The 26,989-nt window shown below is 39.8% G+C and carries 19 protein-coding genes and 2 pseudogenes; 8 read left to right on the top strand and 13 right to left on the bottom strand.

Features of this window, described 5'->3' with window-relative positions; translation table 11 throughout:
• Positions 1–122 precede the first annotated feature (122 nt).
• On the top strand, positions 123–1,799 hold the full coding sequence (locus ACQFX9_RS14975; RefSeq protein ID WP_427162718.1) for a trypsin-like peptidase domain-containing protein: 1,677 nt from the start codon (positions 123–125) through the stop codon (positions 1,797–1,799).
• 157 nt (positions 1,800–1,956) lie between these two features.
• Positions 1,957–3,113: pseudogene (locus ACQFX9_RS14970) on the top strand (IS4 family transposase).
• Between the two features lie 54 nt (positions 3,114–3,167).
• On the opposite strand, the gene ACQFX9_RS14965 reads toward ACQFX9_RS14970, so the two are convergent.
• The 3 genes from ACQFX9_RS14965 to ACQFX9_RS14955 form a co-directional block, all read right to left on the bottom strand.
• Positions 3,168–3,374 (bottom strand): hypothetical protein, encoded by a 207-nt coding sequence (locus ACQFX9_RS14965; protein ID WP_427162717.1) that lies wholly within the window; start codon positions 3,372–3,374, stop codon positions 3,168–3,170.
• Positions 3,375–3,377: 3 nt separating this feature from the next.
• A complete protein-coding gene (locus tag ACQFX9_RS14960; RefSeq protein ID WP_427162716.1) occupies positions 3,378–4,451 on the bottom strand; it encodes a Mu transposase C-terminal domain-containing protein in 1,074 nt (357 codons plus the stop codon).
• A 335-nt stretch (positions 4,452–4,786) separates the two neighbouring features.
• Entirely contained in the window at positions 4,787–5,719 is a 933-nt protein-coding gene (locus ACQFX9_RS14955) for a hypothetical protein (RefSeq protein WP_427162715.1), read from the bottom strand.
• A 124-nt stretch (positions 5,720–5,843) separates the two neighbouring features.
• Between ACQFX9_RS14955 and ACQFX9_RS14950 the strand changes: the two genes are divergently transcribed.
• The gene (locus tag ACQFX9_RS14950; protein ID WP_427162897.1) at positions 5,844–6,749 is read left to right on the top strand and encodes a metallophosphoesterase family protein; all 906 of its coding nucleotides are present in this window, start codon (positions 5,844–5,846) and stop codon (positions 6,747–6,749) included.
• 124 nt (positions 6,750–6,873) lie between these two features.
• Here ACQFX9_RS14950 and ACQFX9_RS14945 read toward each other — a convergent pair whose 3' ends face one another.
• From ACQFX9_RS14945 to ACQFX9_RS14930, 4 genes are all read right to left on the bottom strand, one after another.
• Positions 6,874–7,098: a hypothetical protein gene (locus ACQFX9_RS14945; RefSeq protein ID WP_427162714.1), complete on the bottom strand. Its 225-nt coding sequence runs from the start codon at positions 7,096–7,098 to the stop codon at positions 6,874–6,876.
• Between the two features lie 346 nt (positions 7,099–7,444).
• Positions 7,445–7,957 (bottom strand): L,D-transpeptidase, encoded by a 513-nt coding sequence (locus ACQFX9_RS14940; RefSeq protein WP_427162712.1) that lies wholly within the window; start codon positions 7,955–7,957, stop codon positions 7,445–7,447.
• 219 nt (positions 7,958–8,176) lie between these two features.
• Positions 8,177–8,764 (bottom strand): DUF1517 domain-containing protein, encoded by a 588-nt coding sequence (locus ACQFX9_RS14935; RefSeq protein ID WP_427162711.1) that lies wholly within the window; start codon positions 8,762–8,764, stop codon positions 8,177–8,179.
• A gap of 205 nt (positions 8,765–8,969) precedes the next feature.
• Positions 8,970–10,532: a pentapeptide repeat-containing protein gene (locus tag ACQFX9_RS14930; protein WP_427162710.1), complete on the bottom strand. Its 1,563-nt coding sequence runs from the start codon at positions 10,530–10,532 to the stop codon at positions 8,970–8,972.
• Between the two features lie 129 nt (positions 10,533–10,661).
• Between ACQFX9_RS14930 and ACQFX9_RS14925 the strand changes: the two genes are divergently transcribed.
• The 4 genes from ACQFX9_RS14925 (at position 10,662) to ACQFX9_RS14910 (ending at position 16,350) form a co-directional block, all read left to right on the top strand.
• Complete coding sequence (locus tag ACQFX9_RS14925; RefSeq protein WP_427162709.1) at positions 10,662–11,501, top strand: prephenate/arogenate dehydrogenase; 840 nt, start codon at positions 10,662–10,664, stop codon at positions 11,499–11,501.
• A gap of 152 nt (positions 11,502–11,653) precedes the next feature.
• A complete protein-coding gene (locus ACQFX9_RS14920; RefSeq protein WP_427162708.1) occupies positions 11,654–12,121 on the top strand; it encodes a hypothetical protein in 468 nt (155 codons plus the stop codon).
• Between the two features lie 684 nt (positions 12,122–12,805).
• Entirely contained in the window at positions 12,806–14,998 is a 2,193-nt protein-coding gene (locus ACQFX9_RS14915) for an SMP-30/gluconolactonase/LRE family protein (RefSeq protein ID WP_427162707.1), read from the top strand.
• A gap of 269 nt (positions 14,999–15,267) precedes the next feature.
• A complete protein-coding gene (locus tag ACQFX9_RS14910) occupies positions 15,268–16,350 on the top strand; it encodes a glycosyltransferase family 4 protein (protein ID WP_427162706.1) in 1,083 nt (360 codons plus the stop codon).
• A 174-nt stretch (positions 16,351–16,524) separates the two neighbouring features.
• Here the strand turns inward: ACQFX9_RS14910 and ACQFX9_RS14905 are convergent, their stop codons facing one another.
• The 5 genes and pseudogenes from ACQFX9_RS14905 to ACQFX9_RS14885 all read right to left on the bottom strand — a co-directional run bounded on the left by ACQFX9_RS14905 (position 16,525) and on the right by ACQFX9_RS14885 (position 24,477).
• Positions 16,525–17,217 (bottom strand): DevA family ABC transporter ATP-binding protein, encoded by a 693-nt coding sequence (locus tag ACQFX9_RS14905; protein WP_427162896.1) that lies wholly within the window; start codon positions 17,215–17,217, stop codon positions 16,525–16,527.
• A gap of 57 nt (positions 17,218–17,274) precedes the next feature.
• Positions 17,275–18,459: pseudogene (locus ACQFX9_RS14900) on the bottom strand (MFS transporter); the annotation flags it as partial.
• A 334-nt stretch (positions 18,460–18,793) separates the two neighbouring features.
• A complete protein-coding gene (locus ACQFX9_RS14895; RefSeq protein WP_427162705.1) occupies positions 18,794–19,921 on the bottom strand; it encodes a fatty acid desaturase family protein in 1,128 nt (375 codons plus the stop codon).
• Between the two features lie 45 nt (positions 19,922–19,966).
• Positions 19,967–20,857: a fatty acid desaturase family protein gene (locus tag ACQFX9_RS14890; protein ID WP_427162704.1), complete on the bottom strand. Its 891-nt coding sequence runs from the start codon at positions 20,855–20,857 to the stop codon at positions 19,967–19,969.
• Positions 20,858–21,162: 305 nt separating this feature from the next.
• Complete coding sequence (locus tag ACQFX9_RS14885) at positions 21,163–24,477, bottom strand: AMP-binding protein (RefSeq protein ID WP_427162703.1); 3,315 nt, start codon at positions 24,475–24,477, stop codon at positions 21,163–21,165.
• Between the two features lie 1,073 nt (positions 24,478–25,550).
• Here ACQFX9_RS14885 and ACQFX9_RS14880 point away from each other — a divergent pair.
• A complete protein-coding gene (locus tag ACQFX9_RS14880; protein WP_427162702.1) occupies positions 25,551–26,183 on the top strand; it encodes a TetR/AcrR family transcriptional regulator in 633 nt (210 codons plus the stop codon).
• A 63-nt stretch (positions 26,184–26,246) separates the two neighbouring features.
• Here the strand turns inward: ACQFX9_RS14880 and ACQFX9_RS14875 are convergent, their stop codons facing one another.
• A complete protein-coding gene (locus ACQFX9_RS14875) occupies positions 26,247–26,927 on the bottom strand; it encodes a TMEM175 family protein (protein WP_427162701.1) in 681 nt (226 codons plus the stop codon).
• Positions 26,928–26,989 lie beyond the last annotated feature (62 nt).

Below are 26,989 nucleotides of genomic sequence, written 5' to 3'. Positions count from 1 at the left end.
AACCAGCTTTGTATCTTCACATTTTCTAGTAATTTAATAAAGCATACAATCAATTACATTTACTCTCCTATGGCTGTACTAATTAGACAAAAACCATTACAAAATCATCAGGAGAATCAATCATGAGGGTGGCTGGTGTACTATCGGCATTATTATTTGGTACAGCAATAGTCATAGTCCAACCAGTAGCCACAGCGTTGACACCCTCAGAAATTGCTGAAATTGCTCAACAAATTACAGTCCGCATTGATGGCGCAAATACTGGCTCAGGCGTAATTATGGAGCGTCAAGGTAATGTTTATACTGTGGTGACAAACTGGCACGTAGTTCAAGAAAAAGGTAACTACACAGTACACACACCAGACGGCAAAAAATACACTTTCAACCACAGCCAAGTCAAACAATTTCGCGGTGTTGATTTAGCTATATTTCAGTTCACTAGTAACGAAAATTACCGTGTCGCCGAAAAGGGTAATTCTGACCAAATAAAATTAGGTATAAATATTTCTGTAGCAGGTTATCCCCAAGGAACATCAGACATCAAGTTTATCAGGGGTGCAATTTCCAGCCGAGTGTCAAACCCAAAAGATGGTTACGCCTTTGTGTATGACATTGGTGGTTTTCCAGGGATGAGTGGGGGAGCAATACTCGATGAGCAGGGTAAATTAGTCGGTATTCACGGACGTGCTAAAACTCGCCCAGATACAAATGCAACTACTGTACTGGGGATTCCGTTGAACACTTATTTGAGTCTTGCGCTATCTGTGCAGTCAGTGGCTACTGCGCCAGCACCACAGCCACCCAATCCGCCAGTTGCAAATGTACCAAAAGCACAGCCACGAAATTCACCAGTTGCGACTGCATCATCAACCGCTCAGTTTACTCTAGCTAAGACCCTAATTGGACATTCAACAAAAGTTAATCAATATGGAGTCATAGAAGGACAAGTTGAGTCAGTTGCCATTAGTCCAGATGGCAGGACTTTAGCTAGTGGTAGTCATGACAACACTATCAAAATCTGGAATATTGCCACAGGGCAAGCAATTCGTACCCTTAATGGTAATTCTTTTTCTATTGTGTTTAATTCAGTCGCCTTTAGTCCAGATGGTAAAACTTTAGCTAGTGGTAGTTGGGACACAACTATCAAAATCTGGAATGTTGCCACAGGACAAGAAATTCGTACCATCACTGGTTATGCTCCTTTGATGGGTTCAATAGCCATTAGTCCAGATGGCAGAACTTTAGTCAGTAGTAGCTTTGACAAGACTATCAAAATCTGGAATATCACCACAGGGCAAGAAATTCGCACCCTCAATGGTCATTCTAGTCAGGTTACATCATTTGCCTTCAGTCCAGATGGCAGAACCTTAGCTAGTGGTAGTATTGACAGCACAATCAAAATCTGGAATATCACCACAGGACAAGAAATTCGGACTCTCAATGGTCATTCTGGTTGGGTTAGATCAGTCGCCATTAGTCCAGATGGCAGAACCTTAGTTAGTGGTAGTGGTGACAACACAATCAAAATCTGGAATATCACCACAGGGCTAGAAATTCGCACCCTCAATGGTCATTCTGGTAAGGTTTTTTCAGTCGCCATTAGTCCAGATGGTAAAACTTTAGCTAGTGGTAGTTCTGACAAGACAATCAAAATCTGGAATATATCCACAGGGCAAGAAATTCGTATCCTCAATGGTCATTCTGATTTGGTTAATTCAGTCGCCTTTAGCCCAGATGGTAAGACTTTAGCTAGTGGTAGTAGGGACGCTACTATCAAAATTTGGCGGTTGTCTGAGTAGCAATACGGTTCGGTTAAGCCCCAAATCAGGTAAAGTAAGGGTTATTCCCTGAATATACTAGTATTGAATGCAACTCAAAGAATTCTCGCTAGTCTCACCTCTGGTCGAATCAGGTATGGTACTCAAAGCTTTAGAAACAGAGATTCCATCTGATGCAATTGAACAGGCGATCGCAAAAGCTAAAGCAGGCGAAGCTCGAAAACGTGTCTTACCATCCCATCTGGTGATTTGTCTTATAATTGCCATGAGTTTGTGGTCGAAAGCTTCAATGAGAACAGTGTTGAAAAATCTCGTTGATGGTTTAAGCGAAGCTTGGTTGAGAAGAGGAAAGTATTGGCGAGTACCTTGTAAATCGTCAATTACCGAAGCTCGACAGAGGATTGGAACTCAGGTGATGAGTAGTCTGTTCCATCTAGTAGTACGCCCAAGAGCCACATTTAAGACTCCAGAGGCTTTTGTGGGAGGATTGCATTGCGGATTATGGCAGTGGATGGAACAGTGTTGGATGTACCAGATAGTGAGGCAAATGCCAGAGTCTTTGGATACCCAGCAACACGTCCCGGCACTCAAGCCGCTTTCCCAAAAGTTCGCTTGGTACTACTGATTGAAGCGGGAACGCATTTAATTGTTGATGCTTTAATGTGTCCTTACCGTATTGGTGAGCGGGTCAGGGTTAAAAAGTTACTACGGTCTGTGACACAAGGAATGTTATTGATGTGGGACAGAGGGTTACATTCTTATGTAATGGTACGAGCGACCCTTGCACAAAAATGTGATTATTTGGGAAGAGTACCAAAGAACGTAAAACTCCAAGTGGAGGAAGTCTTAGAGGATGGCTCATATCTGTCATGGATTGCTCCTGATGGGAAATCAAAGAAAAAAGGTAGCACGAAAATCATGGTGCGCGTAATTGAATATACTATCGATACTGATGGAGAGCCGCAAATTTACCGTTTGATTACCAGTTTGACAGATGTTGTCCTGTTTCCCGCTTTATTGTTGGCGATGGAATATCATCGGCGTTGGGAAGTAGAAAATACCATTGATGAACTCAAAATCCATCTGTTAGGGCGTAAAACCCTGATTCGTTCCCTAAATCCCCGTGAAGTGGTTCAAGAAATATATGGCTGGCTTCTTGGACATTGGGCTGTGCGTTCCCTTATGTTCCAGGTTGCCGAGCGCGCTCAAATCTCCCCTTTACGATTGAGCTTTACTGGAACACTTAATGTCGTGCGTCGAGCTATTCCTAAATTTCAGCGTCTGCAACCAGAAGAAATACCTTTTTTTTCACCTGGCTTGTCAGAGAAGTTTTAGATGAAAAGATACCAGAGCCTGAAGGAAGAAGTAATCCCCGAGTAGTAAAAAAAACTAGATTGGGCCAACTACTCGACCGCATTGTTTTAATATTCGTAACTCATCTAGCCATCTGAAATATTCTGAAGCCCGATCAGTGGGTATAAAGCAATTACTGAATATCTCTTCAATTTCAACGACTTTAGCAAGTTGATTATTTAAATCTAGTTGAGGAGCTAAGACTTCAACATTAGGCTGAATTGCACGTTGTGATTGTGCCATAAATCACCAAATATTCTTTAAAATTTGTTTGCGCCTAGAAATAACTAACTGATGCCTTTCCTGTTTTAAATTGTCAGCTTGCTCAGATACTTCTATTTGCACCTCAGTTTTTTGAACCTGTATTTCTTCTCTGGAAACTCTCTCTGGTAATACTTCAATTGGCTCATTACTCCTTAAATAATTCTTAGCTCTACTTTTTCTTAATTCAACAACATTTGAGTTTTTCTTAGAACCAGAACGTAAGCGTTTTTGTTCTGCTTGTCTTCTTTCTTTTTTATCCTGTTTACGCTCTTCTACAAGCTGCTTTCGCTTGCCTAATGCTAGTAGGGCATCATAATTAGAATGTTTCCTACGAGCTTTGCTACGCTCCTTATTAAGACTTTTCAATTCTTCAAAACTCAATTCTTGAGTATCCATGTTTACTGCATGAACGTACCCTAAGAAATCTCCTAGATCATCATTTGCATCACAACTGTAGACATATAATGTCAGAATATGGTCTGGGTCATATCTCAGCGTCACATATTCACCTTTATAAGCCCTGAGTGATTCTCCTCGATAAACCAAGTTCTCGAACTGGATAGAACCATGAGCTTGAACAACTCGTTGAGTTTCTTTCATTAAACAAATATCCAATTCTCGCTCATCCAAAGGCTCAGGTAGTTTTCCTCCCATTCCCTTGAACCATCTTTCAAATCTTGTCTCGCGGGGATCTTTAGGATAAGGTTCATGATTATAAATGTCACAAAAGAAACTAGCCAAAATCTTGTCTATATCCTGTATGGTCAAACAAGCTTCTTTTTCTGCGTTCTTAGGGCGTTCCTGAACATTAGATCCTGTGTAACCGGGTAAGTCTTTGAGAACTAGAGTATTAATCGTTTTAAAAATCCGTTCTACAATACCACCTTGGTTTGGGCGATCGCGCAATTCGCATTGAAATCCTAGTTTCTTCCCAATGGCTTTGAGATGTTTAGAGCGAAAATCTTTGCCGCTATCAGTGAAAAAGTATTGAAAAGGAGGGCCATAACCCCAAGGTTTACTCACTTCATAGTCATCGGGATACTGCTTGGGCAACATAGAATGTCTTAAAGCAAGAGCCACTTCAGCAGAACCAGGTTGTTTTACCCATAAGTGGAAACCTAAAACACAACTGGAGAAAGTATCAACAACAATAGTTAACCAAGGTCGTAATTTGAAAAACGCCGAAATATTAACAAACGACGTTTAATATGAGAATACAGGATTCACGACATAGAAAATGCGAATTAAACAAATTTATTTTCTGTGTTATTAGATAGCCTATAATTCTTGCAGGGCAAACGTTTCAGTCATTTAGATGCTATTGCGACATTATATGCGAATTGCGACATTTAATTATTTTCATCTTCCAGTTCAAACTGATTATCTTCCAATTAAATTGTTGCCCTGCGTTGAAAAATAATCATCTCAGTTCCGATAACGGGGTTACGTGCGACTAATCTATCTTGAGAATCAATAATTTCTAAATGGGCAAAATCTAATTCTTGAGAACGCTGTAATATGTCTGCGGCTAGTTGATTTTGTTGGGATTCTGGGAGATTGTACCAGTCATCTTTGATTTTGACGCTCAAGCTACTGCTGCGGAAGTTAGCTTCAATTGATTCGATGATGCCAGAAACGTAGGCATTACTAATTTCTGCCACTTGATTTTCAATGGCTGCAATTAGTCTTTGTTCTGGGGTTAACTCTATTTTTGGCGTTGGGATTGGTTCTGGGGTTGGTTCTGGTTCTGGGGTTGGTTCTGGTTCTGGGGTTGGTGTTGGTTCTGGTGTCGGTTCTGGTTCTGGGGGTGGGGGAAGTTCTGCTTCTGGGGTGGGTGTGATTTCTGCTGATGGCTGTGGTTCTGGTGGTGTTGTGATTTGTGGTGTTGGTAGTGTTGGTGGTGTCGGTGGTGTTGCTGTAGGCGTGGGTGTGCGAACTTCTTGTGCTGGGGGAACTGTTGCAATTTGAGTTAGTTTTTTGGTGAATACAGTTGTAGTTGTCCACACCACAATTACCGCCAAGATACTAGCAATGATTCCTGTCAAAGCTGTATCCGTCACTTTTGTAGATAGATTCGATGGTAAAAAAGGACGGACTTGCTTAAGTAAAAATCTACTCCATTTAGATTCTAGCGATCGCCAAAATCCTGGGGTTGTTTCAGTGGATGGGGTTTCTAGTTTTTCTACGGTGGTTTCTAATATTCCTATCGTTCCCCTGAGAATTTGAAGAATTATCCCTTTCCAAATAGGTTGGACTGTTCTTTGGCGGGGTTGACTTCTCGACGAAGATTTATTTGTTGGTTCAGGAGGTTTGTCTTGTGACATGGAAATTTCACCAAAAGCACAGATTATATCTACAACTATCTAGCAATTTGTATTCTTACCCTATGTTAAAGCTGCGTCTACATAATACAATTACGAATTACAAATTATGAAAATTTAGTGTGTGATGAAACTCAACCGTCGGCAATTTTTATTGTTAAGTAGTCTCAGCACCGTTGGTAGTGGAGTGTTAACTTGGACGTTAATTCATCAAAATGGCCGTAAGCAACTGATAGATTCTGTCACCGCAGCTACACCACCGAAAAAAAATTTACTCTTGCGGTTTGTGTCTGTAGCCGATACTGGCACCGGTGCCAAAGGACAGTATGCTGTAGCTAAGGCGATGACTCTATATCACCAGCGCAATCCTTATGATTTAGTTGTGTTGGCAGGTGATAACATTTACAACAACGGCGAAATTGAAAAAGTCCAGGCTGTTTTTGAACGTCCCTATCAAGATTTACTCAAACGTGGTGTAAAATTTCAAGCTTGTCTAGGTAATCATGACATTCGCACTGATAATGGCGAACCACAAGTTAAATATCCTGGGTTTAATATGAACGGACGCAGATATTATACTTTTCGTCGGGAACGTGTGCAATTTTTTGCTTTAGACACCAATGGTAATGCTGATTGGCAAAATCAATTATCTTGGTTAGAAAAAGAGTTAAGTAGTAGTGATGCTACTTGGAAAATAGTCTTTGGACATCACCCGATTTATTCATCTGGTGTCTATGGTAGCAATTCTGAGTTTATTAAAACCTTCACACCATTATTTAAAAAATATGGTGTGCAATTGTATATCAATGGACATGAACATAGTTACGAACGCACTCGCGCTATCGATGGAACTACCTATTTAATTTGTGGCGCAGGCGCAGGAAATCGTCCTGTAAGTCGTTCGGAATGGACAGAACATTCTACCAGTAATTTAAGCTTTGCTGCTTATGATGTTTATCCCGATAAAATCGAAGTCGTTGCTATTGGTACTAATCATCGCGTCTTTGATCGGGGTGTAATCAAAGTCAGCTAAATGTTTAAGTTGAACATCCAGATTACCCAGGCGATCGCTATGATTAGGTACTAAGTTGAAGTAGTAAATTTTCCTAGCGATCGCCCTGATATTTCCGCAGGTAATATGTAATTAAAATTCGCCATTATTTGAAATGGGATACTAGACTATATATCAGAATAAAAACTATTAAAGCAAAACAACTAAATAAAGAAGCACTGAGAGTTACAAGAACGGGTATATTCATGGATTGAATTATGGTGATTGCGCCAATACTGAAACCGATAGCAGCTATAAAACTCACCAAGCTGACTAGATTCTGATTCACCATCTTTCCCGATTCCTCACTCACAGCTTCCTCATTATTCATAATTGATGAGCAGCCTTAAATGCTGTAAAAGCCATTACCTTAAAGTGAGCGCAATTGTTCACAAGTTATGCAATTTTGATATATCTTTAGAGTTTTTTCAAAATTAAAATATAATGTAAGTAGATTGAGGTAAAATAATTAAAGATTTTTAGTGAGGGATTTAGTTATTAAAAAAGGACTAAAGTCCTTACTACGAACTTAATATTATTATTTTTACATTACTTATTTGAATAATTTACTGTTCTTAGCTTTCATATTTTAAAGATTTACCAAAATACGTAATTATAGCTATATTGAGTTATAAATTCATATTTAAAGACGCGGATTATCGCGTCTTTTTAAACCTTCATTTCTGAATAATTACTGATGTGCCTAAAGAAGCCCAATTAAATAACCACTTAGCATGATTAGGTGCAAGATTTACGCAACCGTGGCTAACGGGAGTACCAAATCTCCGGTGCCAATAAGCACCGTGAATACCATAATTCCCATCATAAAACATTGCATAGGGAACATTGGGAACATCATAATTTCTACCACGCATTCGGGTAACTTTATGTTTTGATTGAACTTTAAAAGTACCAATACGTGTGGGTGTAGATTTCTTACCAGAGGAAATTACGATCGCATACACTGGTTTATTACCTTCCCAAGCAATTAATCTTTGTGTAGAAAGATTAATCTGAATCCAGCGTTCATCTGATTTTTGCAGATTTTGTATACTTGCTGTAATTTTCTGGTTAATGACACCAGCCCAAGCTGCATCAGAACTCATGCTCATGGTACTCAGTGACAATAATGCACCAACCATAGATAGTTTGAAGCAGCGTGTCCAGTTCTGAAAAGTTAATAATTTCATGGTAGAAGCACGGAGACAAAGAAATTTTTACCAGTTTTTGAGGCATCAAATATAACCGTACATTGGTAAAAATTTCATCCAGAAAATTACAGAGAGAAGTCAATAGTCATTAGTCATTAGTCATTAGTCATTAGTCAATGGTTTTTATCCTCTCCTAACTTGTCTACCTTGTCTACCTTGTCGCCCGTCCCCAGTCCCCAGTCCCCAATCCCCAATCCCTTACAACGGAATTAACTCTGGATAATATTGCAACAACTCATCGTTAGTGAGTTCATCACCTAATCTGGCTGGAGAGAAATGAACTTGAATTGCTCTGAGTTTGTGGTTGTAATGTAGATTAATTAAGGCTTTTAACCCTTCTTTTAACGCCTGGATATTTGCTAAGTCTGTTTCTAGATCGGGGACTTCTCCTTCAAAAGCCACTGTAATCATCACTACAATGTTACGTGTGGTGGGGAGTGATAGAGGTTGATTGGCACTAGCATCTAACTCTAAATCAGCACCATATCTTTCGGCTGAATCGCTAAATAGTTCATTGCAGTAGTCTCCTGCTTCGCCTTCACTCCAGAAGACATCACCTTCATTAGACGCTGATAGCCAATACTCATCGTATCGTACCAGGGTTTCGCACAGGTCTACTAGACCCTCTCCCATAACTTGTATATCACCTTCAGAGGCGATCGCATCTCTAGCGATTCTATTTAATTCTCCCAAAATGGGCGCGATTTCCGATCCCGCCAAGTGCAGAAATATCCGACAGACTACATAACGAGTCCGCCCCATCATTTTGTTGAAGATACCAGACATCTATTTCTATCTCCCATTGGAATATAAGGGTTTAGGGGTGTAAGGGTTTAAGGGTGTAGGGGTGGGAGAGACAAGGTAGACAAGGTAGACATTTTCCTATTCCTTATACCCAGTCCCCAGTCCCCAGTCCCCAATCCCCAATTCCCAGTCCCCAATCCCCAATCCCCAATCCCCAATCCCCAATCCCCAATCCCCAATCCCCCACTCACTCATTGACATAGTGAAAGGTTTTGACAAAATCAATCACTGTATTCATGGGTGGTAGTGTGGGTGTAGGTGAATCATTAGATAAATCAGCTAAAAAGTTAACATGATCGGCAGCATTAATAAATCGTTTGCCAAAATTTGGGTTGTGATGCACAATCAGAGTTTGACCACTGGAATTAGTTAAGATTGTTTGAGTGGCAGCTTTAAAGAAGTTAATTTTGGCGGCTAATTCCAAATTTCTTTTTACCTGTCTAATGGCTTTCGCCTGAACTATAGCTTCCTGGATGGGGGCTACCAATTGCTTCGCCCTTTGGAGTGTGTTTAGATCCAAAAGAGATATATCTTCTTTCCCTATGGTGTCTACCATTGTGTAAATGTTTTTTTGCGTATTGGCTGCATCTCGAAAGGGGAGAATCGCCATACAAGCGGTAGGTAATAGGGTATCATCACTATCTACTCGAAAGGTGATGACTGTACGGCGGCGACTTACTTCTATACTAGGGGGTTGTTTGCATAGCTGATATTCTTGCGCGATGTGGTAGTAAGCACCGGCTAAAGCGAAATTGGCTTCTGATTCTAGGGCTGCATCAACGACAATACAAATAGTTGGCGGCGTTTCATTAAAAAAATCGCGGACATCCTCTATATCAAATCTTTGAATAATAGTGCGATCGCCTTCAGGACTTAAATCCACCCATTCACATACTAAAGCATCCGTTTTCAAGCCAAACCTTGGTGTAGAGTAAAGTTTTGCACCTGTGAGAATCGCACTCGTTAGATCAGCACCTATCCATTCCGCTTTAATTAATTTAGCTTGGCTTAAATTCGCATGGACTAAACTCGCATTAGTTAAATTAGCATTACTTAAATCTGCTCCAATTAAACTGGCTCCACTCAATTTGGCGTTGCTTAAATCCGTCCAACTCAGATCAGCTCCATTTAAATCAGCCCAACGTAGGTTAGCACCACTCAAATCTGCACCACTTAGGTTAGCTTGAGATAGATTTACTTGTTTTAGTTCAGCTTCTCGCAAATTAGTGCTGCTTAAGTCAGCACGGCTCAAATCAGCTGCATTGAAGTTAGCCATTTCTAAGTTCGCTCCCGCTAAGGAAGTACCTTTTAATATTGCTTCAGAGAGATTGGCGTGACGGAGGTGAGCATGACGCAGTGTGGCTTCCCGTAAGTCAGCTCCTTTGAGATCAGCTTCAAACAAATCAGCACGACTCAGTTCCGCACGAATCAATTCCGCGCGTACTAATAAAGCTCCCCGCATTTGAGCGCGGCTCAGATCAGCACGAATTAAATTAGCTACATTTAAACAACAATGATTGAGAATCGCATTGGAGAGATTGACACCACTAAGTCTAGCTACATTTAATTTGGCATGGCTTAAATCGGCTCCACTGAGATTAGCTCCACTTAGGTTAGCGACGCTCAAGTTCGCATGACTAAGGTTCACACCACTCAGTTTGACCCCGCTCAGATTCGCTTCTGAGAGGTCAACACCGCTAAAGTCCATTGCTCCGCTTGTGTATTTTTCTAGCAATTCCTCTACATTCATCGATGCTACCCTTTAGTCAATAGTCAATAGTCAATAGTCATTAGTCATTAGTTTTGCTCTCCTGCTCCCCTTTCCCTATATTGGTTCAAGTAGACGGAAAATAAGAATAATCAGCTTACATAATTAAAGATGAAAATAGGGATTTTAGGATTGGGATTGATTGGCGGTTCACTGGGTTATGATTTGCGATCGCAAAGTCATCATGTTTTAGGTGTCAGTCGCAAGGAATCTACCTGTCAGACAGCAGTAGCTTTAGGTAGTGTCGATGTAGCATCTGTAAACATGAACTTGTTAGCAACCGCAGAAGTTATCTTTGTTTGTACACCTATTGGACTTATTGTTCCCCAAGTTGAGCATTTAATTAAGCATTTAAAATCAACTACGGTAATTACGGATGTAGGTTCAGTAAAGGCACCCATTGTAACAGCTATTGCTCCTATGTGGGCAAATTTTATTGGCGGTCATCCAATGGCGGGAACTACTGATAGTGGAATTGAAGCTGCACAAAAAAAATTATTTGTCAATCGACCCTATGTATTAACGCCAACATCACAAACGCCGCCCGATGCTGTAGCGCAGGTAGAAGAAATTGTGCGATCGCTCGGTGCTAATATCTATCATTGTCAACCAGAACAACACGACCGCGCCGTCAGTTGGATTTCTCATTTACCAGTGATGATCAGTTCCTCATTGATAACAAGCTGTATGAGTGAAACTGACCCAGAAGTTTTACAATTAGCCCAAAATCTCGCTAGTTCCGGTTTTCGGGATACCAGCCGCGTTGGTGGAGGAAATCCAGAACTAGGTGTGATGATGGCGCAATATAATCGCCAAGCCTTGTTGATTTCACTGCAAAAATATCGCCAGAATCTTGATGAATTAATTAATTTAATTGAACAAGAAAATTGGACAGCTTTAACAACAAGACTAGAATCAACTAGTCAAGCTAGACCTAATTTTGTTGATTAGTTACATAGTGCGTGATGAAAATCCTTGATATTCCTAGATTTCTGGTGAAGCTAGGAATTTTTATGTAAATAAAATTTACAATTCAATCTGCATAAATAGAAATTTAAGACCTGTTAAATAACTCGTGGAAAAATATTTCTCGGTTTTCAACCATGCACAAAAAAACCCTCATTCCTTTACTCACCATAGGTCTTGGCTTGACCACCATATCCGCATTACCATCCCAAGCCTTGGAAGGACAAGTACCAAATTTGTATGCACTTCAAGGCGATGGGATTACAGTTACCTACTCAACCACCAGCTTTGATGGTAGACCACGCTTAGACTACCAAGACAGACAACAAACATTACATTTTACAGGGGATCAAATCCGTACTGTAGGACTAGAGATTGGAACATTAGTAACAGTCAGCACTGGTAAAACTGTAGAAGGTAATCCTACCACGTTTAGTTTACTTTTACCTGCGGTGAATTTAGGAAAAAGCAACCAAGCACCAATTACTACCAATGGGATTACAACAATTAATCGTTTTTCTGTGACGACTAAATTTAATCAAGGACAAACACAGATTTATCGCACTACTTCTTTAGCTGGTACAGCTCAAGCAGTACAGTTTTAACTTGTAAAATAGGGTGCGTTATCTTGCCAACGCACCTTAAATAATTTTTGAATATTTCAGATTTGATACCAATTCTTTTTAAAGCTGCATATAATTCGCTTCCCTCTAGCCATCATTAAAAAAGGGGTAACAAGAAACAAAATCAAATTCCCTTTTTTAAGTTTTTCAGGGGTAGATGCTGCGTTAGAAGATTTTCCTGGCTGAAAGCTAGTGGAGTAGATTGAGGGGAATATGACAGTATTTGATACATCCCCAGGGAGGTTTCAAACAACCTCTTTGTAAGCAGGGTACAAGAGAGTTTTAGCCTATTCGCTTTTTACTACAAATAGATTTAATTTATACATTTACTTATTTATAGGACTTACGCAACGCCGATAATGTCATTGCGACCGGAACGGAGTGTAGGGAAGCAATCCCAGGATTATGTGAGATTACGTCGCTATCGCTCGTAATGACGGAGTTACATTATTTTTGCGTAAGTCCTGATTTAAACTAATTATGTGATTTTAATAAAACTTTTGTGAATAGGAAAAGTTTCTAGTCATCATCTGTTAGTTTATGTACGTGTTCTACCAAAAATTAGCTTAATTATTCAGTTGCCAACATCAAATATATGTCAGCCTTTGAATTGCAGAGTAATTCAGGTGCTAGATGAATCAAAACCGCTAATAACTGAAATAAACTATGGAAAAACGATTAGGAACACAGTTTATTACTCTTCAGCAAAACTGTAGTCAGTATATCAAAAAACTATCTCGCAATAAACATTTTCGAGGTTTAAAAATATATCTTTTTATACTCGCTTTAGTAGTGGGAGTAATTGTTACACCCATAGGGGATTCTATATCTGGAACATTAAATAAATTGCCCACCAATACTTACAAAGTCGCTACAAAAACATCTTATAGAACATCGTGGATAGGTAATAGTTTTGGTGGTAGTAAGTGGGTACAAATCCAAATGGCGGGGATGTATGTTTCACCTGAAGGTAAAGTTTACATCAATAGTCATTGGGATGAAGCAGGCCGAGAAGTCGGTATTTACCAAAATGGTGATGTTATTGGTAAATTTGATGACTTGCATGGCTGGGGAAGACTAGGAGGAATGGCGATTACAGGTAATCAGCAGTACCTTTATATAGCTATGCAACAAGGTCATGAAGGGAAACCAGAGGATGATTATCCGCCAAAGGGGACGACTTGGTATTGTGTGAGACGCTATGACTTGTCTGGAAAACCTGCGCCTTTTACTGGGGGGCGTGGTTGGGATAAAAGTATGCTGATCATCAATACTGAAAATGAAGTTACGGGATTAGCCACTATAGGGAAAGAATTATATGTCAGTGATGTGGCTAGTAATCGCGTCCGTGTCTTCAACACTGATACCATGCAAGAACTACGCAGTTTTAGCGTCACCAAACCAGGTGCGATCGCTATTGACCGCAAAAATCATGTATGGGTAGTTCAAAATCACCAAAATCAAGCCAAAATTGTCCGTTATTCTCCCCAAGGACAGCAACTAGCACAAATTACAGATGTCGCCAAACCAACTGCGATCGCTTTTAATCCCCAAGGTCAACTTTTAGTAGCAGATAATAGTCAAAATCAGCAAATCCTCATGTACAAAGTTGCCGATAAACCAGTGAAAATCGGCACATTTGGCGACAAAGGCGGAATTTATAACAATATTCGGGGTCAAGTCAAAGACTCAAAACTGTACGGTATTACTGGAGTCGGCACAGATAAAGTCGGTAATATTTACATTAGTAATAACGGTTTTAATCACACCGGCGCAGACTTAAGGAAATTCACTCCCGCCGGCAAACTCCAGTGGCGTTTATTAGGTTTACAGTTCCTAGATAATGCTGATGCTGATCCTGATAGTGATGGTAAAGATGTGTTTACTAAAAATGAACACTTTGTCATGGACTACAGCAAAAACAGTGGTAAAGAATGGACATATAAAGCCTACACCTTAGATAAATTTCGTTATCCTGACGATGGGAGACTACACACCACACCCACAGCCGCCTTTGTCCGTCGTCTCAGTGGCAAGCGTTTAATGTATCTTTCCTCAGAAATGATGGCAGAACGTCTGTTAATCTACCGCTTTGATGGTGAAATTGCTGTCCCCTGTGGAATTTTCGGTAAAAATCATCTCAAATGGCCACCTAATCAACCCAAAGATGGTAGCTGGTTATGGCGTGATATTAATGGTGATGGTGCAATTCAAAGCAACGAATACAAAACTCTAGGTGCAGAAGATGGTTCTGTATGGGGTTGGGAAGTTGACAGCAAAGGAGATATTTGGCAAGCCGCCGAAGCAGGCTACATCAAACATTATCCTTATCAGAAATTAGATAAATATGGCTGTCCGATTTATGGTCAAGGCACTGGCGAGAAAATACCCATGCCCGCACCCTTTAAAACCCTTACCAGAATCAAGTATATTCCCCAACAAGATGTCATGTATTTAGGTGGCTATACCACTGACCGTCCCAATGTAGATGGAGATTGGGGTTTAGTTGGTACGGAGATAGTTCGTTATGACAACTGGAGTAAGAAGAAAACTTTACGTTGGCGGATAGCCTTACCTTACAACCCCAATACCGACCCCAAACTTCACATTAAATCAATGGACGTAGCGGGAGACAGAGTTTTTGCAGTAGCCAGTAAAAAAGCAGAAGTCTATGTCTATCAGGCCTCAACCGGAAAGCAACTACAAATACTCACACCAGGCGCAGAAGTCGGAGGGGAAAGCGGCTGGATTGATGTACCCTACGGTATCCGCGCCTTTCGACGCTCAAATGGCGAGTATCTAGTATTTGTAGAGGAAAATGCCAAAGGCAAAGTCATGATGTATCGCCTACCGGGGTGAAGAGTGGGGGTGTAGAGAAAAGAATTTTAGATTTTAGATTTTGCGAAAAGTTCTGTAGGCGGGTTTCCCGCCGTAGGAAACTTTTCAAGACGGATTTTAGATTGAAATCCAATCCAAAATTTAAAATCCGTCTTGGAAAGTTCTGATGCCTGCGGCAAGCCGCTTGCGCGTCTACGGAGGAAACCTCCGCTTAGACTTTCCGCAAAATCCAAAATTGAATTGCCCAATTTCCAAAATGATTGAAATTTGAACTCAATATTGAAAAGTCAATGCGTGTACTACATATCTTGAATCATATCCGAGAAATTGGTAACGGCATCGTCAATGTAGCTGTAGACTTGGCTTGTCTGCAAGCTAAAAACGGTCATGATGTGGCTGTTGCATCTGCCGGTGGAGAATATGAAAAATTATTAGCTAGTTATGGTGTGCAGCATTTTCTTTTAGATCAAGCTAGAACACCGATGAATTTAATTCCGGCTGTTAGACGGTATCGAGCCATTATCAAAGATTTTCAGCCAGATATCGTTCACGCTCATATGATGACGGGGGTTGTGTTAGGCAAACTTCTTAAAGCTAATTCTGACTATGCTTTAGTTTCTACAGTCCACAATGAATTTCAACGCAGTGCCATACTCATGGGTTTAGCAGATCGGGTAATTGCTGTGAGCAAAGCCGTCTGTCAGTCAATGGTGCGGCGGGGAATTCCTGGGCATAAATTGCGGGTAATATCGAATGGAACATTGGGCAGTGTTCGCACTCGTAATATTAAAGAGTATCAACCTGTAGAATTACAACATCCAGCGATCGCCACTGTGGCAGGAATGTATCAACGCAAAGGCATTAGTGAGTTAATCGATGCTTTCGCCCAAATAGCTCCCCAATTTCCCCAAGTACATCTTTACTTAGTGGGAAATGGCCCAGATAGGGAAGCTTTTACACAAAAAGCCCAAAAAACGGCTGTTAGCGATCGCATTCATTTTGAAGGTTTTCAGCCAGAACCACAACGTTATCTATTAGCAGCTGATATTTTTGTTCTCGCCTCCCATCGTGACCCCTCCCCATTGGTGATTCCAGAAGCCAGAGAAGCAGGTTGTGCGATTGTGGCTACTAATGTAGATGGTATTCCTGAAGCTCTAGACAATGGCAAAGCGGGTATCTTAGTGCCACCCAAAGATAGTCAATCTCTAGCCACAGCTTTAGCAGAATTACTAAGTAATCCTCGTGAATTGTCTCATTGGAAAGAGCAAGCACAACAAAATTTAGAATGGTTGAGTGCAGGACGAGTCAATAAAGAAACTTTAGCCGTATATAGCGAGATGAGAATCCAAAATGAATTAAGTAAGATACTTTGAAATGCTGACAAAAATCGGCAAATTTAAATAAAGGTTGTTCACAGGGTGAAAAACCTTGATTTTGCGTAGTTTATTGTGGAGTCGATGAGGAAGTCGCAGTCTGAGGAATTCCCGTCGATTGCGAACTCCCGAACCCGTTAGCACGAAGGTAGCAAAGAATCAGCGTCAACTTAGTTACCTGTAATTTGCCATATCAACTTGATTACTTTTAAGTTGCCCATCTTCCATATAAATAATGCGGTCAGCAATATCTAAAATACGGTTGTCGTGGGTAACAAGCAAAATGGTACAACCTTGTTCTTTGGCAAGCTTTTGCATTAATTCAACAACATCACGTCCAGATTTTTTATCGAGTGCAGCAGTAGGTTCATCAGCTAAGACAATTTTAGGATGACTGACTAAAGCACGAGCGATCGCTACACGTTGTTTCTGTCCACCGGAAAGATTTTCCGCATAGTAGTTGACACGTTCTTTTAAACCAACACTCTCTAACATAGCGATCGCTTTACTGTTGAGATCCGTATCCAGATACTGATCGTGCAATTCTAAAGACATTCGCACGTTTTCTTGAGCAGTTAAAAATGTCATGAGGTTATGCGCCTGGAAAATATAACCTATTTGGCGGCGCAATTGAGTTAATTGTTTTTTGTTTGCACCACAAATTTCCTGACCTAAAATTTTTAGACTACCTTCTTGAGCTGAACGCAAGCCACCCATTAAAGTTAAAAGGGTCGTTTTACCAGAGCCAGAAGGGCCTGTCATAATCACAATTTCACCGGCGTAAATCTCTAAATTGATATCAAATAATACTTGTTTGCGTAGTCCACCTGAACCAAAGTAGTGATTCAGGTTCTTGACGGCAATCACTGGTTTTGCATCTAAATCTGAGGAATAGGTAATGGCTGGTTCATCTTCGGGAGTTTTACTGAGCGAAGAAACTACCGCAGTAAGTAACATCAAAATTCCAGCCGAGATGAATAATCCAGGTAAGCTCACATCCATTAATGCCCCAGAAACGCCTTCAGATAGGGGATCAAGAGCTACAGCCGCAAACATTGTCAGACCCATAATCCGTCCCTGCATATTTGCAGCTGTATTCTGTTGTAACCAAGTGATACCCATTACAGTTACAGTCCCACCTCCTATCCCCATCAAGGCAATTATTCCGAATGCTCTCCAAATATCTTGCTCAAATGCCAGTGCTATTAGTCCTGCACCCAGACCGTAACATAGCGAAACAAGGGGAGTTTTGGGACTCTTAATTGCACTCAGTTGACTCGCAACTAAAACACCAATGACTGCACCTATGCCGTAGGCAGATTGCAGATAACCAAATGTTGTGGCATCACCTCCAAATCTTGCATTGACTAAGGCTGCTACACCAATAATGATTGGCCCTAACATCGCAAAATTAATCATTGCTAGAAGTAACAGACTAATGCGGATTGCAGGCTGTGTCCAGGCATATTTTAAACCTATAACAATATCACCTGTTAGAGCTTGTTCCTCTAGTTCCACAGCTACAGGTGAGCGACGACGAGTCCGTACTAGATAGATAAACAAACTACCAAACGCAAAGATGAGTGTATTGATGGCAAAGGCTATGTTTAATCCAAATGCACCAATGATGAACCCTGCACCAGCAGGGCCAATAACTTCAGTAAACTGTTCACTTCCCTGTATCCAAGCATTCGCTTCTGCCAATTGGGATTTTCTGATTAATCGAGGTAATAAAGCGAGGATTGCTGGATATAAAATAGCTTCCAACAATCCAAACAAAACCGCTAACACAATTAAATATATTAGTTTGACTGCATCAAATACTAATAAAGCAGTAGCCAATCCAATCAAAATAGTATTAATTCCAGATGCGATGGTAGCAACATTTCGTGTTGACCAGCGATCGCTGATTGCGCCTCCTACTAACATAAATAATGCACGGGGAATTGCCGCAGCTACTAATACAGTACCAACAGCCAATCCTGAACCCGTTTTTTGAAGTACCAGCCATGTCAGCGAGACAAACCAAAATTGAGCAGCACACAAAATTAGAGTTTGTCCTAACCACAGCCAGCGAAAGTTAGGGTAATATAACGGCGATCGCAGCATACACTCCTTACCACAGTAAATCTTTGGATTCAGCCATGTACAGCAACACGGACAATGCCATTGCCGTTTTATAATTTATCACTTTAGAGTGGGCATCTCGCTAATCCGAAATCTCAGAAGCAAGATGCCCATCTTACAAACCTATTTAAGTAATTAGACACAGCTAATTAATTATACAAAATTTCAGGATCAGTCACTATTTTTTCTTATTTATAGCTTTTATATCCTTGTCATAGACAAAGATATAATATTTTCCTGCTAGCTTTTCCTTAAGTACATATAATTAATTTTGCTCAATCACTTAAAATTATTCTGCAAAAATGAAGTGACAAATTTACATTGTATGCACCATACCCATTTGACGCATCCAACGAAAATGTGATTTTAGACCACCCCAGATGGATTGGTGTTTCTTATATTTCACCCCGAATTCCTGACAGGTTTCTTCAACTACCTTGGAAATAGCAGGGTAATTGACATGACAAATGTTGGGAAACAGATGATGTTCGATTTGATAATTAAGTCCACCCAAGAACCAGGTGAGTACAGGATTGCAAGGGAAGTTAACGGTAGTTTCAATCTGATGGATTGCCCAGTCATTTTCAATCATACCCGTATCTTTCAAAGGCATGGGAAATGTAGCCTCTTCGACTTCATGTGCATATAAAAATACTACATTCAAAACTATACCTAACGTGAATGATGTAATTAAATAACACGCAAGCACAGTCCAGAGTGAATGAAACATCAAGGGAATTCCGAAAGCAAGAGTGAAAAAGATGGTCTTACCGAGTAAAAAGATAGTTAAATTTACACCTTTGGGTCTAGGATAATGACGCTCATAGAATTTTTCTGTGAAAAAACTTTCAAAATCACTGACAAAATGCCAATGGATTGGATCTATTCCATACAAGAACCAAATGTAATAATGTTGCCAGCGATGATGTGCAAACCATGATTGAAAGGGAGTTTTTCGTGTCAAAATACCAAAGTCAAAGTCAGTATCATAACCTGTAATATTGACATATTTATGATGAAGTACAGTGTGTCCCCACAACCAATAATAGGAACTAAAACCTATTAACTCTAGAGTTGCAGCCATCAGCTTGTTAACCCAAGGATAACTAGAGTAAGCACTATGTGAACCATCATGCTGAATGTTGAAACCAATTCCGGCCATCACCAGTCCCAGTAAAATGCTTAAGGATAAAACCACCCACCATGTTTTTGCTAAAAAAACCAAGGATACATACACAATTAAAAAACTTAGCAGTAGAATAACCGCCTTGATGTACATTTGTGGACAGTCTCTTTCCCGTAACCCAGTGGTTTGAATCAATTCATTAACTCGTCGTGTTAACTCCATTTGAAACCCACTACTCTTCCCGAACTTCAGCATTTTCATAGGCTCTTTTGCTGAATTTTCGATTACTTGTTGTGTTGTCTGTTGATTGTTTATCATCTTTCTTGATTGCTAATGAATCTCTTACTAGTAGACTTAGTTTCACTAACCTCTTTCGACTATGATTTGAGTTACTATCCCATCTTGAGTTTTACGTAGGAATTGCCTGTATGTATCCATTATTCCATGTGAAATATCGGGATTATCAGCACACAAAGCTTGATGTGCTTCTGCTAACTTATACCAGGGAATGGTAGGACATAAGTGATGGACATAGTGATAGCCTCCATTGTGAAATAAAAAATCATAAAAAGGATTTACTAGGGATCTAGTACCTGAATAAGTATTAAAATGTTGTTGAACTTCTGAAAAGATTGAATAAGAAGAAAAACACCATGATAACGGGACAAACCAGTAAAAAAACAAAATACCTAAATGACCTGACCAAGAAAATCCGAGAATGACTATTATCCAGAATAGATACCGTTTGTAACTGGTTTTCAGGGTATCAAATGTCCAGATATCTTGTATAAATGGGTATAGCACTTCTACTAAAAAATAATATAAAGATAACCCGAAAAATGGCTTAATAAACATAATAAAAAATACATTCTTATCTTGTTTATTTAGTCCCAATATTTCGTAGTCTTCAGGTACGTAGTCACCTTCTGACCACAAATATTTGTGATGAGCAAAGTGGTGTTTGCGATAATAATGAATAGTTCTGAGGAAAGGTAATCCATATATAAATTCTAGCTTCTCATGCCACGACTTTTCAGTAAATAAGTTGTCATGAACAGCTTCATGCAGCATTGCTTCTCCGAGGGCAAACTGAAATAAACCAATTATCCATATAGAAACTAAATAAACCACAATATTATCTGCCCAAATACTAAATGCAATAATTAATAAAATTGCTATCCAGTCCCTGAGCAATGCTAGTAAGGATTTAATATTGTTACGTTCAATAAAATCAATCGGTTTGTTCTGCATCATAATCTAAACTTTGCAAAATTTATGCAAAGCATCTAATTTTTCTCAAAAAAGAACACATTCATTAATGATTGCAGCAAGGTAAAAGTTAAGGTGGTAAAAATTGTTATTTTATTTACCTACCAATTGTTTTAAAACTACTATTCCTTGCTAGCAATCAGCTAAATTTACAACAGGTTATACCATTTCACGAAAAACCTGATACAGATGTAAACCCTGAAAGTTTTACTGCATCTAAGTTTTTTAATTGCGAATTGCGTTAGCGTAGCGGGACGTTAGTCCATTGCAAATTGGTATTACAAAAGGATTTATTCCACACTACTCAAAACAAAATCTACATATTGATGAGTAAACTGTTGGTCACATGGTGGACACCACTGTAAATAATCATCAGCAACATCTGTATTGATATTGCGGAACATTCTATTAAATTGGTATTCCAACTCAGGTGATACCACAGATTTCAACAGTTTCATGCCCTTCTTGTTAGTATTGCGGACATATACTTCATACTTTTCAACGAAAGTTCTGATGGGTACAACCTCGATTTTCTGATCCTGTTGTTTAAAGTAGCCAATGACATCAGACCAACTTAAGGGGAGTGGATTGTAGAAAGTATAATTGTTCTTTCTGGCATCAACAGGCAGTAAGGATGTAGATACGATTGCCTTAGCAGCATATTCAACAGACATCAAATCGAAATCAGCGTCCATATCAGGTATGCAACCTATGTGAGCAATAGCACATAGGAAATTTTCAAAGGCATCTTCATCGATAAAAAAGTCATCGCCTATATTGCTATAGGCCTTTTCAATCAATTCAAAGAGTTTGTTCAAAGGAGTGTTTTTATCGACATTTGCCACTCGAAGAGTATATAGATAGCCCAGGCGATAGTTAACCCAAGGATTTCCCTGTTCTGCTATACGCAATACGATCTGCTCTGTGACATATTTAGTTTGTGCATAACCATTGACTAGACCGATAGGAATCGGACTGTCGGCGCAATCTTCTAGCAAGGAAGAGGCACAACTAGACACGTTATAAAACGCTTTGACTTTTCCAGATAGGGCAAAATCAGCTACTTCAATAGTGCCAACAACATTGGTGTTCTTGATGATGTCGTATGGTAGATAGAAATTATCTACAGCCGCTACATGATATACGCTGTCAATGGTTTGCGCTAATTCCTCATAGCGGCTATCTTCTAATCCAAACCGCTTCTTAGACATATCACCGATAATGATCTGTACGCGATTTTCCCATCCTCGTATGAGCTTAACGTCAAACTTCTTGGCTGTTTTTTTGATACGTTGAAGACCTGCTTCTTCATTAGCTGCACGAACTAAACAGGCTATTTTGAGATCGGTTGTATCGAGTAATTCCTTAAGAAAATAAGTCCCTACAAAACCCGATGCTCCAGTAAGTAAGCAAGTATTAGTTTGATGGCTTTGGCTAGCACTGATTTGGTTGTTACGAGGGCGGAGTAGGTATTCTAAGGCGTTGTCTATTTCAATATTTAAAGGTCGGCTATGGGTCAACCGAACTTTGAGTCCATCTTCACTAGAGATGGCACGAGCAATATCATCAATCATCCCCAAGAAGGTATTTGCGTAGAAGAATGCCTCTGTAGGAATTTGACAAGCTAGTTCTCCTTCCAGGATGCTATGAATTTCGATGATTTTCAAAGAATCAATCCCATAGAAAAAGATTGACTTTTCTACATCAAAGTCAGCCATCCGCACCTGATATTTTTTGGTGAGAATCTGTATGAGGCTAGTAAAGACCTTGAGGTGCATTGGCCCCATAGATGTAATACGTTCAAATGTTTTTTCAATATTCAACATACTTATCTCTCCTTGTGATTGAGTTGTAGATTCTTCTTTAGGCCATCTGGCTATAGCATCAGGCCCACCTTGAAGAAAGTCCTGTTTACATTGCTGTCTGCGAATTTTGCCACTAGATGTTTTGGGGATTTGCAAATGCCCTAAAAACACTATTTGACGTAACTGAATTTCAAAGTTATCTCCAAGAGCTAAACAAATGGCTTCAGCTAATTCTTCTAAATATGCAGAGCGGCGCAGGTTGATTATTCCAGCCTTTGTCAATTCGGCAAAAATTACTAACTCTTCTCCAGATTCTCCTGGGACGCTAAACGCAGCGACACAGTTAGAGCGAATATCAGGATGTGCTTGTTCAATACAAAGTTCAATGTCTTGTGGATAGTAATTAACACCATTGACGATAATGGTGTCTTTGATTCGTCCTGTAATGTATAGTTCGCCAGTTTCGTCAATGAAACCTAGATCGCCCGTACGTAGGAAAGTCCGATCATCATTTGGTAGGGAAACAAGGGTTTTAGCTGTTGCTTCTGGATTGTTGTAGTAACCCGCCATGATGTTAGAGCCTGTTGTCCAAATTTCTCCAACATGATTTGCAGGTAATATACAGTTTTTATCGGGGTCAACAATGTAAGCCCTTTGATCTAACCAAGGAAAACCACAGCCAACAAAAATCTTCTCTTTAGCACCCTCTGTTGGTGCTTGAACTATGTTGTCCTGACCTAGTATTGTCCAGTCAACTGCCTTAAAGACCGGGTTGGCATCAACGTGTCCAGAAGAAATGTAAACTGTTGCCTCTGCCATACCATAAGCAGGAAGCAACATATGTGGTTTGAATCCTTGATCCGCAAACTTTTCACAAAAATCCCATATAGTTTGCGGATTGATTGGTTCGGCGGCGTTAATTGCCATCCGCAGCGAGGATAAATCAAGGGTCTGCTGGTCGCTGGGCTGGATTTTATCAACACAAAGTTGATAAGCAAAGTTTGGTGCGCCTGTATATGCGGCGCGATATTGAGTAATGGCACGTAGCCATTGTATAGGTTGAGAAGCAAAAGTGGCTGGGGCAAGTAGTACGCAGTGACCACCACTGTAAAGGCTATGCAATATGTGGGCAACTAAGCCCAGGTCGTGATAATGTGGCAGCCAAGATACAGAAGTAGAATCGGAGTTGGCCTGACTCATTGTCAAAATCATCTCTAGGTTATTGAGACAATTTGAATGTGTAATCATCACCCCTTTGGGTAGTGATGTTGAGCCAGAGGTAAACTGCAAGAAGGCGATCGCTGATCCATCAATTGCTGGTAGAGGTAAGTGTGTGGTAATCGATGGCTCAATATTTATATCCGTCGGAATATAAATCACATCCTTAGACCAGTTTTCTTCCTTCATCAAAGCTTCTTGATAAACTTGTTGATGTGTAGTAGGAAGTAAGATTGCTGAGGCCTCTGTGACACGAACGATATCTGCAATTTTTTTGTTAGAACGATTGCGCTTTGGCGGATGAAGAGGCGCAGGCGATACACCCGCATACAGGCAACCAAAGAATCCAACGATAAATTCGATTCCAGGCGGATAAAGCAAAATTACATTACGTGATTGCAGTCGGTAAGATAACAACCCTTGGGCTATGCTAATAGCTTTGGAATATAAATCCCCGTAGGTAATGTAGCTATCTTCTTGACCGTTAGCATCAAGCATTGTATAAGCCCTACGTTCAGGCTGTAGCTTAGCCCAGTAAGTCAGGACATCAGTCAAACTATGAAGGTTTTGAGACTGGATCATCTAACAAAGTCCTCAATCACAGTAGTTGGATATTGTAGAAGTCAGTTCGTAGAGAAATAGCACATTTGTCAAGCACCAATACGGAGAATTAGGGCGAACGAGTGCGGGAGTGTCAAGAAAATATCTATATCAATAAACATATCCGGACATGAGTTACCTATCCTGAATGCACAGGATTTTTGTCACCTTTTCGGGAAGTGTCTGATATTCTGACTATGTAGATGAGCCAATTAAGCGATTGGCTGCACCTACCACTACTGCACAATCACATTCACATCTAAAACTTCACTGTGGTTTTGACTTATTTTTGTGCCATCTCTCTATGAACTAGCATCACTCATTGCTGGAATTTAGAACAAATTCTGGAAAGGCTATGTGAGTTCACACCTATCTAAGAACAGCAGGTTTTTAATTTTACTTTTTAAGTAACTCCAGCACATCTCGTTTGCTAACTCATAATGTAAACTTAATGACGCTAGCAGTAGTTATATTGTCTATTCTTGAATGCAAAGACCAAGAAGGATGTTGTAATTTCTCTTACACAATCTCAATTATGATTTTTGCAGAAAGTAGAAATAGTATTTACGAGCAGTTATTGGAAGCTATACGGTTTGAACGTTTGACTGTGTAAAAGACTGAACAGCAGCAGAAGCCTTAAATCTCTAAACAAGGCGAGACGAGAATACTATTCGTATAAGCAGTGGTCATTATGTGCTACTAGATATCTTGACTTTGGAAAATCTTCGGCTTTAGCAACAGCAACCACCCTCCAGATACTAGTGTTTTTCTTGCAAAACTAAAAATTGACTGACACAGGGGTTTTTGCTTGATCAATGTTTATTGAAGCACATCTTAAAAAATAATAAAGTTTCCACGTAAAAATTCAACTAAGAAAGATTGATCCTTTAGTTAAGGTTTAGTAAAAATCAGGGACAAGGTGTAATTCCGCGATCGCCCGATTCATAAACTCCATAAAATTACCTCCATTATATGGAATTAGCATAAGATATGAACAGTGTTCATATCTCTATAATATGAACAGTATTCATTTTTTGCAAGGATTATGTTTGATCATGACAAATCATCTGGAAAAGCCTGCGAAAAAACAGCGACAGCCGAAACAGGCACGCAGCCAAGAGCGTGTCCTCAACATTCTCGGTGTTGCGGAAGAGCTATTTATTGAATTAGGCTACGACCAAACTACAACCAGAGCGATCGCGGCTCGTGCTGAGGTTCCTGTGGGGTCTCTCTATCAGTTCTTTCCTGATAAAGAAGCCATCCTAAAAGCTTGGGCAAATCGCTACTTTGAAAAGGAATACCAACTGTTTGTACAACTTCACGCTGAATTAGCTGACGCTCCAATCGAAGTTTATGTTGATCGTATGGTTTGCGCTTTTGACCAGTTTGCTACTGATCATCCTGGCTATCGAGCTGTACTAGAACAATTGATTGATTTGATGATAGCTGCTGATATCAGCACTTTAAATAATTACGATGCACAGATTCTTCAAGAACTCGCTAATTTTTTGAAACGGCGCAGTCCAGCTTTAGACGATGCAAAGTGTGAATTAATTGCCACAACAATTGTGAAAATTGTTAACGAACTACTCTGGCTTTCTCTCACCCGTAATCAAGAGTTCCGCGAACAAGTATTGGCAGAGACTAAAACATTGATTACAGCGTATTTAAAAACTTACCAAATTTAATAGATTTAGGAATTACTATTGATGGCGAAAATCAGCTGAATTTGCTGAGTGGTTTTAGGAAGCCTACACTTCTTTTTCAGCATAATTTTTCTCTTGTTCATAGCTTTCAATATAACCCTTACCAAAAATATGCTCAACCCATAGATAAGGAATTGGTAGTAAGAACCAAACATATTCCCACCAATTTTGATCTAAAATTGCAACTCCTATCGTCAATAAGGAGAAAATAGGCTCTATTAAGATTCTCCAGCGTGTTGTAATGATAGTTTTACTACTAACTTCATCAAAAATCAGTCGGTGTTTATGAGTCGCATAAGTCCAATTTAAAAAAGACATTAACCCGATGAAAGTGGTGTTAATACTAAAACATATTTTAACGATCGCGTTGTCAGGAAAATAAATTACTAAAGTATCAGAGTAAGGAATGAGAAACATCCCCATGAGATAGAGTAGGTAAAGTGAGATATGAATAGTGTCTGATTTCTTATAATATTTGAATTGTTTAATATGATCGAGCCAATAAAAACCCACAATCACAAATGCGATCGCGTAGCTGGTGAGCGGTGTAATTTGTGCTAGTAAAAATGCGATAACTTCTGAATTTGTGGGACGCTGAAGCTTTTCGGGAAAATCAAGAGCTAAGAAACACTGTGCCATAGCCAGTGCGAAAATGATATCAGCTACTCTGCCCAAATGAGTAATAGCCTCTTTTTGATCGGAATTCTTGTCTTGAGCATCATTCATAGAAGTTTCTTTGATTATCTATAGCAAAAGCAAAATAGTCCTAGCTTTTTACTCTCTTAGAG

It is taken from the genome of Aliinostoc sp. HNIBRCY26, from assembly GCF_050235535.1.
In the GTDB taxonomy this organism is placed as follows: Bacteria; Cyanobacteriota; Cyanobacteriia; order Cyanobacteriales; family Nostocaceae; genus Trichormus.
The sequence above is the reverse complement of the archived record's forward strand: the minus strand, read 5'-3'. Positions and strand labels throughout refer to the sequence as shown.

What these genes read in the sequence shown, in the direction of transcription:
- ACQFX9_RS14975 (WP_427162718.1), top strand. Translation starts at nt 123, where the DNA reads ATGAGGGTGGCTGGTGTACTATCGGCATTATTATTTGGTACAGCAATA.
- ACQFX9_RS14965 (WP_427162717.1), bottom strand. Translation starts at nt 3,374, where the DNA reads ATGGCACAATCACAACGTGCAATTCAGCCTAATGTTGAAGTCTTAGCT.
- ACQFX9_RS14960 (WP_427162716.1), bottom strand. Translation starts at nt 4,451, where the DNA reads ATGTTGCCCAAGCAGTATCCCGATGACTATGAAGTGAGTAAACCTTGG.
- ACQFX9_RS14955 (WP_427162715.1), bottom strand. Translation starts at nt 5,719, where the DNA reads ATGTCACAAGACAAACCTCCTGAACCAACAAATAAATCTTCGTCGAGA.
- ACQFX9_RS14950 (WP_427162897.1), top strand. Translation starts at nt 5,844, where the DNA reads ATGAAACTCAACCGTCGGCAATTTTTATTGTTAAGTAGTCTCAGCACC.
- ACQFX9_RS14945 (WP_427162714.1), bottom strand. Translation starts at nt 7,098, where the DNA reads ATGAATAATGAGGAAGCTGTGAGTGAGGAATCGGGAAAGATGGTGAAT.
- ACQFX9_RS14940 (WP_427162712.1), bottom strand. Translation starts at nt 7,957, where the DNA reads ATGAAATTATTAACTTTTCAGAACTGGACACGCTGCTTCAAACTATCT.
- ACQFX9_RS14935 (WP_427162711.1), bottom strand. Translation starts at nt 8,764, where the DNA reads ATGTCTGGTATCTTCAACAAAATGATGGGGCGGACTCGTTATGTAGTC.
- ACQFX9_RS14930 (WP_427162710.1), bottom strand. Translation starts at nt 10,532, where the DNA reads ATGAATGTAGAGGAATTGCTAGAAAAATACACAAGCGGAGCAATGGAC.
- ACQFX9_RS14925 (WP_427162709.1), top strand. Translation starts at nt 10,662, where the DNA reads ATGAAAATAGGGATTTTAGGATTGGGATTGATTGGCGGTTCACTGGGT.
- ACQFX9_RS14920 (WP_427162708.1), top strand. Translation starts at nt 11,654, where the DNA reads ATGCACAAAAAAACCCTCATTCCTTTACTCACCATAGGTCTTGGCTTG.
- ACQFX9_RS14915 (WP_427162707.1), top strand. Translation starts at nt 12,806, where the DNA reads ATGGAAAAACGATTAGGAACACAGTTTATTACTCTTCAGCAAAACTGT.
- ACQFX9_RS14910 (WP_427162706.1), top strand. Translation starts at nt 15,268, where the DNA reads ATGCGTGTACTACATATCTTGAATCATATCCGAGAAATTGGTAACGGC.
- ACQFX9_RS14895 (WP_427162705.1), bottom strand. Translation starts at nt 19,921, where the DNA reads ATGATAAACAATCAACAGACAACACAACAAGTAATCGAAAATTCAGCA.
- ACQFX9_RS14890 (WP_427162704.1), bottom strand. Translation starts at nt 20,857, where the DNA reads ATGATGCAGAACAAACCGATTGATTTTATTGAACGTAACAATATTAAA.
- ACQFX9_RS14885 (WP_427162703.1), bottom strand. Translation starts at nt 24,477, where the DNA reads ATGATCCAGTCTCAAAACCTTCATAGTTTGACTGATGTCCTGACTTAC.
- ACQFX9_RS14880 (WP_427162702.1), top strand. Translation starts at nt 25,551, where the DNA reads ATGACAAATCATCTGGAAAAGCCTGCGAAAAAACAGCGACAGCCGAAA.
- ACQFX9_RS14875 (WP_427162701.1), bottom strand. Translation starts at nt 26,927, where the DNA reads ATGAATGATGCTCAAGACAAGAATTCCGATCAAAAAGAGGCTATTACT.